This window comes from Coralloluteibacterium stylophorae (assembly GCF_018122625.2).
Classification (GTDB): domain Bacteria; phylum Pseudomonadota; class Gammaproteobacteria; order Xanthomonadales; family Xanthomonadaceae; genus Coralloluteibacterium; species Coralloluteibacterium stylophorae.
Map to the genome: position 1 here is coordinate 1 of NZ_JAGQFT020000021.1, position 8,575 is coordinate 8,575.

Sequence of the window (8,575 nt, forward strand, 5' to 3'; positions counted from 1 at the left end):
CCGCGGAGCTTTTGCTCGTCCGGGGACGCCCGGTGCGCTCCGCGCCTCACCCCCATCCCAACCTTCCCCCGCAGGCGGGGGAAGGGGCGAAAAGCGTGGCGCGTCGGCTCTGACCCCCTCTCCCGCGAAGCGGGGGAGGGTTGGGGTGGGGGCGCGGCGGCAGCCGCGGGCTTCTCGCTGTCGGGGACGCCTGGTGCGCTCCGCGCCTCACCCCCATCCCAACCTTCCCCCGCAGGCGGGGGAAGGGGCGAAAAGCGTGGCGCGTCGGCTCTGACCCCCTCTCCCGCGCAGCGGGGGAGGGTTGGGGTGGGGGCGCGGCGGCAGCCGCGGGCTTCTCGCTGTTGGGGACGCCAGGTGCGCTTCGCGCCTCACCCCCGTCCCAGCCTTCCCCCGCAGGCGGGGGAAGGGGTGGAAGCGGAGCGGGTGGGGAGGTCAGATTTCGAGCTTGGCTTCGATCTCGAAGACCTTGCGGCGGGCCATGGCGAGGTTGGCGCGGTTGCGGTCGAAGACGACGTAGAGGAACAGGTCGGTCGCGCGGCGCATCGGGCGGATGATGTGGTACTGCTTGCCGAGGGTGATCAGCATGTCCTCGATCTCGTCGTCGAGGTTGAGCGCGCGGATCGTGCGCAGCTTGGCGCGTACGACCTCGGTGTTGCCGGCCGCGGCGACTTCCAGGTCGACGCCGCTGCCGGCGGTGCCCAGGGTCATGCCGCTGTCGACGTCGACGAGGGCGGCGCACATGGCGCCGTCGAGGGCGGCCAGCGCGTCGAGCGAGGCGGTGAGGTTGCTCATCTGTTCTTCCTTATTGGCTGGAGCGGGTGGGAACTGCGGGTGGTGGAAACGGGCTCAGCCGGCGACGCGCGAGGCGATCGCCTCGGCGCACTGGCGGGTGGCGACGATCAGGGCGCCGAGGGTGGCGCTGGCCGACGACAGGGTGAGCAGCACGCGCGGGCGGGTCGGCGAGGGGATCGCCATCAGCAGCACGCGGCCGGATTCGGTGTCGATGGAGACGCTCCGGGAGGCGCCCAGCGCGGCGTCGGCGGCCAGGCGCGCGGACAGGGCGAGCAGCGAACTGGCCATGGCGGCGAAGCGCGCCGGATCCACCGCGCTCTCGCCGCGAGCGGCGGAGGCGATGTGCAGGCCGTCGACGGTGGCGACCAGGGCCACGTCGACCCCGCGCTCGCCCTGCACCAGGTCCTCGAGCAGGCGCTCGCACACGTACTGCTCGGTCTTGCTCGGCGTGCTCAACGGAAGGCTCCTTCGTCGGTGTCGGCCATGGCTTCGATCTGGTGGAACAGGGCGTCGAGCAGCAGCAGGACGTCGTCGCGGCGGCGCACGTCGACGGCGAACACCGGCAGGCTCAGGCCGCGGCCTTCGAGCAGGTCGAAGTAGGCGTCCAGGCTCGGCTGCGGGTGGCTCTCGCTGCGGCCGACGCCGACGATGGCTGCGGTGTCGCCCAGGCGCGCACCGAAGGCGTCGAGGTAGCCGGCGAGGTCGGCGAGCGGGTCGGGCCGGCTGTTGTCGGCGAGCAGCACCAGGCCGACGGCGCCGGTCACGGCGATGTCCCACATGAAGTCGAAGCGCGCCTGCCCGGGCGTGCCGTAGAGGTGCAGGGCGTCGCCGTTGTCGAGCGCGACCTGGCCGAAATCCATGGCCACGGTGGTGGTCGCCTTGTCGGCCTGGGCGCGGTCGCTGTTGGCGACGTCGGTGGAGACCACGGGGCATTCGCTGACCGCGGCGATGGCGGTGGTCTTGCCCGCGCCCATGGCGCCTGCGAACACGATCTTGTGGACCTCAGGCATTGCGCGCGCCTCCCAGGCCGAGGCTCGCGCGCAGGCTGCGCACCAGCGAACGCAGCGAGGCGCCGGTGCCGCTGGTCGCCGCCGCGGCCGGCGGCGGTGCCGTGGGCCGGCCGTAGTCGAGCAGGCCGCACAGCGCGGCGGCATTGAGGAAGGCGTTCATCGCGCGCTGCTCGATGCCGGCCAGCGTGCGCGCCTCGGCCGGCGCGAGCACGCGCCGGGTCAGGTGCGCAGCCCAGCGCATGTGCAGGCTGCGCTGCGGGTGCTCGCCGAAGTCGCGCCAGCGGCGCAGGCGCAGGCCGGGCGCGGCGGCGACCACGGGCAGGAGTTCGCCGTGGGCGATGCGCAGGCCCAGCCGCCACAGGAAGGCGTCGAGCTGGAGTTCGAGCGCCGACTGCGGCGGCGGGGTCGCCGCCTCCAGGCGTGGGGCGCCGGCGAGCAGACGGTCGAGGGTGCGCTCGATCTGCGCCGAGGCCAGTGCCGCTTCGTCGGCGCGGGTGTCGAGCAGATGCACGATGCGGCGGTCGAAGTCGAGCCGGGCCAGGGCGAGCTCGCCGCGCATCAGCGCCACGTTGCCGCCTTCCGGCTGGCGTGCCAGCAGGGCCAGCGCGAGCGCCCACGCCGCGTGGCCGCTCGGCGCGGCGGCCGTGCCCGGGCTCGGCGCCGGAGTGGGAGTCGGGAAGTTGGCGGGCGACGACGGCGCCGGCGCGCCCGGCGCGGCGATCGCCAGGGGCGCAGGCGTCGCGGGCGTGGGTGCCTCGCGTGCAGGCGCCAGCCGCGGCGCTGCCACGGGCGCCGGCGCGGCGCCGCGCTCGGCGGCCGCCCGCTCGATGGCGGCGGCGACGATGTCGATGTTGGCGTCCTCGGCCACGGCGATCCCCTCGGTGCCGGCCGGCGGCGTGCCGATCCAGATCACCCGCGGGCTCACCGCCGCGCGCAGGGCCAGGCGCGCGGCGTCGGACGCGGCCAGGCGCCCGTCCAGGAACAGCACCGCGTACGGCGGTTCGGTGGCGAACGCCCAGCCCCGCCCGGCACGGAAACCGAGGTGGGTGAGGTAGGAGCGCAGCCGGGCCTGCACGCGCACCGACTCGCTGACGACGCCCACGCGCAGAGGCGCGGTCATCGTAGGACCGCCGCCGGCAGGGGGCGAAGCGGGGCGTGCAGCGGGACAAGGGCCACGGACGGGTCCTGGAGGAAGGAGAGGGATGGTGCGGCGCGTCGGAAACGGGTCGGACGCGTCAGCTTGCGACGGGATGCGTCAGGCCGTGGGGCGTCCGTGGTCGGCGGGCCGGCACATCTCGGGGGAGCGGATGATGGTCATGTTGCGTTGCAGCGAGGTGAGGGAAGCCGACCGGCACGGTGCGGCCGGCCCGGAGGGTGGGCTCCAGTCAGCAAGCCTCGTGCCATGTTCTGTGACGCAGTTCGCTGCCATTCAGTTCCCGGCGGCGCCCTCGGCCCGCGGATGTGCGATCACCGTCGCGGTCATGCCTGCGGCGAGCACGGTGTCCGCGGGGATGCTGGCCTCGTCGATGCGCACCCGGACCGGCACGCGCTGCGCGAGGCGGATCCAGTTGAAGGTCGGGTCGACGCTGGCCAGCAGGGTGGCGTCGGTCGGGTTGTCGCGGTCGGCGATGCCGCGGGCGATGCTCTCGATCTCGCCGTCGAGGCGCACGCCGCCGGCCATCAGCCGGATCTCGACCGGGTCGCCGACGTGCAGGAACGGCAGCTTGGTCTCCTCGAAGTAGCCGTAGATCCACATGTCCTCGCTGGACACCAGCGCCATGCCCGCGCTGCCGGCCTGGGCGTAGTCGCCGACGCGCAGGTCGAGGTTGGTGATGGTGCCGGCGGTCGGCGCGCGGACTTCGGTGCGCTCGAGGTCCAGGCGCGCGCGGTCGAGCGCGACCTGGGCCTGTTCGACCGCGGCCAGCGCCTGCTGCTGCGAGGCGGTGGCCTCGCTGCGACCGGCCTGGGCGCGACGCCAGGTCGCCTGCGCGGCGGCGGCGGCGGCCTCGGCGTCGGCGCGGGCCTCGGCGGAGATGACGGTGGGGATGCGTTCGCGGCGGCGCGCCTGCTGCTGGCGGGCCTCGAACTCGGCCGCGCTGGCCGCGGCGCCCGCGGCGGCGGCGGAGATGCTGGCGCCGGCGGCCTCGGCCGCAGCCTGGGCGGCGGCGAGGTTGGCCTCGGCCTGGGCCACCGCGTACTCGAAGCGGGCGCGGTCGACCACGAACAGCAGCTCGCCGGCCTCCACGTGCTGGTTGTCGGCGACCGCGACTTCGGCGACCAGTCCGGAGACGTCCGGCGCCACCCGCACGATCTCCGCGCGCACGCGGCCGTCGCGGGTCCACGGCGAGAGCATGTAGTGGCGCCACAGCGCATGGGCGACGAGGGCGGCGACGAGCACGACGACGGTGGTCAGGGCGATGCGGACGAGGGTGGCGGTCTTCATGGCAGGCGACTTCAGTGCAGGAGCGTCAGCCCGGCGAGGCCGAGCGCGATGACGAACAGGGCGAGGCGGAACAGCGGCGGGTGCCAGACGTGGCGGTACAGGCCGAGGCGGCCGGCGAGGCCGTCGAACAGCCAGAACGCGGCCAGCAGCAGGCCGGTGACGACCAGCAGGCCGGGCAGGTAGACGCCGCCGATGGCGACTTCACTGGGCATGGGCGGGCTCCGGGAGCGGACCATCGGCCTGCGGCGCGAGCACCGAATCGCCGTCGCGCAACGCGCAGCGCAGCAGGTGCAGGTGTTCGCGCACCGGCTGCAGGCCGGGCGGGGTGGCGCCGTCGACCACGGTGGCGGCGAGCGCGGCATCCAGATGCGCGAGCGCGGCGGCGTGGTCGGCCGGCGCGCGGCGGTCGTAGAGGCGGGCGACGGCGTCGGCGGCGCGCTCGATGTCGCGCGCGATCGCCGGCGGCAGGCCGGCCTCGGCGGCGTCGCGGCGCAGCTCGATCAGGGTCAGCCCGGTCTCGTGCACCGACAGCGCCCAGCGCAGCAGGGTGCGCGATTCGTCGCTGCCCGGCGCGGTATGGCCGACGATCTGCAGGAACAGGTCGCGGCTGACGCTCTCGAAGCGCGGCCCGAGCTGCTCCAGCGGTGCGCGTGCGGCCAGGGTGACCTGGCGGCGCAGTTCGACCAGCAGGCGCCGGCGCTGGCCGGGCGTGCCGGCGACCGAGGGAATGAGCTGGAACACCAGCAGCGCGAGCACCGCGCCGGCGGCGAAGGCCACCGCGTTGTTGAGGAAGGTGGCGACGTCGAACGACGGCGCCTGGCCGATCCCGAGCGAGACCAGGAAGCCCAGGCACATGCCGAGGCTCATGCCGAACAGCGGCGGCCGCGTCGACAGCCACACCGCGAGCGCCAGGAACGGCAGCGTGCCGGCGACGAACAGCACGTAGCCGTCCATGTGCGGCAGCACCAGGGTCAGGCAGGCGAAGGCCATCGCCAGGCCGAGGCCGAAGCCCTTGGTGATCTGCGCGGCGACCGCGGCCGGGTTCGGCATGGTCGCCAGGATCCCGGTGAAGGCGACCACCTGCACCAGCGCGCCGGCGCCGGTGGTCCAGCCGCTGTTGAGCCAGACCAGGCCGAGGCCGAGCGCGACCAGGAAGCTGCGCGCCACGGTCACCGCCACCGCGACCGGGTCGGTGGCATGGCTGAAGCGCACGCGCTCGCCCGCGCGCAGCCGCGCGCCGCCGGCCCCCGGCGTGCGCAGCGCCGCGGCGGTGTGCAGGGTGTCGCCGAGGTCCGCGACGAAGCGGCGCAGCAGCGACACGCCGGTGTCGAAATCGTCGAGCCGCTCGCGCGGCAGCGTCGCGCGCAGCGCCTGCGCGCGGCCCGGCAGCGCGGCGGCGAGGGTGTCGAGGCGCGCGGCGAGTCCGGGATCGTCGCCGACGCCGGTGCGCGCGGCGAGCGCCTCGCCCAGCGGGCGGTAGAGCCGCATCAGCGCCTCGGCGGCGACGTCGCGGCCGCTGCGCAGCAGGCGGTTGATCAGGTGGTGCAGGGCCTGGAAGCGCGTCGAGCAGGTCATGAAGCGCTGGTTGAGCAGGCGCATGCGCCGGCTGCGCGCGCGGAACTCCGGGTCCTCGAACACCACCGAGCTGCGCAGGTCCTCCAGGGTCATGCTCTGGCGCACGAAGTGCAGGTGGGCCTGCTCCATGCGTTCGCGCGGCAGCAGGCCGAGGGTGCCGTCGCGGACGAAGTCGAGGAAGCCCGACAGCGTCTCGCGCGCCTGCATGCGCAAGGTCTGGCGCAGGCGCACCGGGAACACCACGTCGAACACCACCGTGCTCACCAGCAGGCCGAGCAGCACCTCGGTCACCCGCGCGGTGGCGAGCTCGAACAACTGCTCCGGCTGGTTGATCGCCGGCAGCGCGATGATCCCGACCGTGTAGCCCGACAGCACGAAGCCGTAGGACTTGAAGTTGCGGTACATCAGCGCGCCGCCCGCGCACAGCCCGACCCACAGCGCGAAGGCGACCAGGAACGGCACCGGCTGCTGCGGGAACAGCCCGACCATGGCGACCGCGGCGACGCTGCCGACCACGGTGCCCAGCGCGCGGTAGAAGGCCTTGGCCACGACCATGCCGCTCTGCCGGTTCATCACCACGATCACGGTGATCATCGCCGTCGACGGCGCGGCGAAGCCCAGGCGCATGGCGATGCCGCCGGCGAGGTAGACCGACAGCAGCACCTTGAACACGAACAGCCAGGCGCCGCCCTCGGCGCGCAGGGCGTCGAGCGCCTCGCGGCGCCAGCCCGGCTGCGGCACGGCGGCGGCGGGCGTGGCGCTCATCCGCGCTCCGGCGTCGAGGCCGCTTCCACGCCCGCGAGCAGGCGCTTGAGCAGGGCCTCGAGCTCGGCCTGCGCGGCACCGTCGAGATCGCCGACGTAGCCGCGCAGCTGGCGGGTGATCGCCGGCAGCACGCGCTCGATCAGCGCCTCGCCGTCGCCGGTCAGGCGCAGCACCAGCATGCGGCGGTCGGACTCGCTCGCCGCGCGCGTGATCAGGCCCTTGTCGACGAGCTGGGTGGTGAGGCGGGTCATGTTGGCGGACTTCTCGCCGGCCGCTTCGGCCAGGGCCGAGACGGCCATCCCGTCCTCGGAGCCGTCGAGCATCATCAGCACGTTGTATTCGGGGTGTGTCAGCCCATAGTCGCGCAGCACCGCGTTGGCGTTGTCGTGGATCAGCTTGTGCAGGAGCTTGACCAGGCGGATCAGCGCCGCGGCATCGCGCGGAAACCCGCGATGCTTGCGGCGCGTGACCCGCAGGCGTTCCTCGGTGGCGGCGAAGCGGCTCATGGCAGGTCCCGGAGTTGCTACAGCTGCATATAATACATTTTTGTATTAAATCGCGGGTGAGTACCCGCAGCACTCGAGCGTTCCCCCCACGGTCGCCCCCCACCCCCATCCCAACCTTCCCCCGCAGGCGGGGGAAGGGGCGAAAAGCGTGGCGCGCGTTGTGGCCCCCTCTCCCGCGAAGCGGGGGAGGGCTGGGGTGGGGGCGCGGCGCAGCCGCGGAGCTTTTGCTCGTCCGGGGTGGCCAGGTGCGCTCCGCGCCTCACCCCCATCCCAGCCTTCCCCCGCAGGCGGGGGAAGGGGCTGGAGCGGCGCACCCGCGGCCCCCTCCGATCAGCGGGGAAGGGGCGAAAAGCGTGGCGCGTCGGCTCTGCTCCCTCTCCCGCGCAGCGGGGGAGGGCTGGGGTGGGGGCGCGGCGCAGCCGCGAGCTTTTGCTTGTCGAGGCGCCGGGTGCGCTTCGCGCCTCACCCCCATCCCAACCTTCCCCCGCAGGCGGGGGAAGGGGCGAAAAGCGTGGCGCGCGTTGTGGCCCCCTCTCCCGCGCAGCGGGGGAGGGCTGGGGTGGGGGCGCGGCGCCAGCCGCGAGCTTTTGCTTGTCGAGGCGCCGGATGCGCTTCGCGCCTCACCCCCATCCCAACCTTCCCCCGCAGGCGGGGGAAGGGGCTGGAGCGGCGCACCCGCGGCCCCCTCCGATCAGCGGGGAAGGGGCGAAAAGCGTGGCGCGTCGGCTCTGGCCCCTCTCCCGCGCAGCGGGGGAGGGCTGGGGTGGGGGCGCGGCGCCAGCCGCGGGTCGTTCGTGCGTCGGGGCGGTCGGGAGCCACGGGCTTGGAACAGTGCTTCCACGGAGCGACGGGTGCGCCGGCGTCGAATCAGATATATCGTCCCGCCGAATTCAGATATGTCGGAACAGAGCATGTCCGGACCGGGCGACGATCAGGCCAGGCCATCCCGCACGCGAACCCGGAGCCTCGGCCACGGCGATCTGCGGCTGCTGTTGCTGGCCCTGATCGCGCAGCAGCCGCGGCATGGCTATGAGCTGATCCGCCTGGTCGCGGACATGTTCCACGGGCGCTATGCGCCGAGCCCGGGCGTGGTCTATCCGGCGCTGGCGCAGCTGGAGTCGGCGGGCCTGGTCACGGTCGAGGCCGAAGGCGGGCGGCGGCGGCACGCGGTCAGTGCGGCCGGGCGGGCCTGGCTCGCGGCGCATCGCGACGAGGTCGATGCCGTGCTGGCCCGCACCGCGCGCAGCGCGCGCGCCGCCGCCAGGGCGGGGGTGCCGATGCCGGTGCGCCGCGCGATGGAGACGCTCAAGCGCGCGCTGGTGTCGCGCGAGGGGCACTGGACCCCCGACGAGGCCGCGCGCGTCGAGGCGCTGTTGCGCGAGGCCGCCGGCGCGATCGAGCGCGGGATGTGACGGGGGGCGGGAATTGGGAATCGGGAATCGGGAATCGGAGGCGGGAACGGGGAACGGGGAACAGGGAACTGG

General features: G+C 74.1%; 9 protein-coding genes. 1 reads left to right on the top strand and 8 read right to left on the bottom strand.

The genetic code is table 11. From position 1 onward, the window contains the following. Positions 1-432 precede the first annotated feature (432 nt). From KB893_RS18015 to KB893_RS18050, 8 genes are all read right to left on the bottom strand, one after another. Positions 433-792: a hypothetical protein gene (locus tag KB893_RS18015; protein ID WP_211926891.1), complete on the bottom strand. Its 360-nt coding sequence runs from the start codon at positions 790-792 to the stop codon at positions 433-435. A gap of 54 nt (positions 793-846) precedes the next feature. Continuing rightward, entirely contained in the window at positions 847-1,248 is a 402-nt protein-coding gene (locus tag KB893_RS18020) for a roadblock/LC7 domain-containing protein (RefSeq protein WP_211926892.1), read from the bottom strand. Beyond that, positions 1,245-1,802: a GTP-binding protein gene (locus KB893_RS18025; protein ID WP_211926893.1), complete on the bottom strand. Its 558-nt coding sequence runs from the start codon at positions 1,800-1,802 to the stop codon at positions 1,245-1,247. The genes KB893_RS18020 and KB893_RS18025 overlap by 4 nt, the downstream gene beginning before the upstream one ends. Continuing rightward, positions 1,795-2,922 carry a hypothetical protein gene (locus KB893_RS18605; protein ID WP_211926894.1) on the bottom strand — a complete coding sequence of 376 codons (1,128 nt, stop codon included), beginning with the start codon at positions 2,920-2,922 and terminating at the stop codon, positions 1,795-1,797. Before KB893_RS18605 ends, KB893_RS18025 begins: the two co-directional genes overlap by 8 nt. 309 nt (positions 2,923-3,231) lie before the next feature. Continuing rightward, positions 3,232-4,245 carry an HlyD family secretion protein gene (locus KB893_RS18035; protein WP_211926895.1) on the bottom strand — a complete coding sequence of 338 codons (1,014 nt, stop codon included), beginning with the start codon at positions 4,243-4,245 and terminating at the stop codon, positions 3,232-3,234. Positions 4,246-4,256: 11 nt separating this feature from the next. Further along, a complete protein-coding gene (locus KB893_RS18040) occupies positions 4,257-4,457 on the bottom strand; it encodes a DUF1656 domain-containing protein (RefSeq protein ID WP_211926896.1) in 201 nt (66 codons plus the stop codon). Next, positions 4,447-6,585, bottom strand: a complete 2,139-nt coding sequence (locus tag KB893_RS18045; RefSeq protein WP_211926897.1) for an FUSC family protein — start codon at positions 6,583-6,585, stop codon at positions 4,447-4,449. Before KB893_RS18045 ends, KB893_RS18040 begins: the two co-directional genes overlap by 11 nt. Then, a complete protein-coding gene (locus KB893_RS18050) occupies positions 6,582-7,091 on the bottom strand; it encodes a MarR family winged helix-turn-helix transcriptional regulator (protein WP_211926898.1) in 510 nt (169 codons plus the stop codon). The genes KB893_RS18045 and KB893_RS18050 overlap by 4 nt, the downstream gene beginning before the upstream one ends. Before the next feature lie 896 nt (positions 7,092-7,987). Between KB893_RS18050 and KB893_RS18055 the strand changes: the two genes are divergently transcribed. Beyond that, positions 7,988-8,503, top strand: coding sequence for a PadR family transcriptional regulator (locus KB893_RS18055; RefSeq protein WP_211926899.1), 516 nt, complete (start codon positions 7,988-7,990; stop codon positions 8,501-8,503). Positions 8,504-8,575 lie beyond the last annotated feature (72 nt).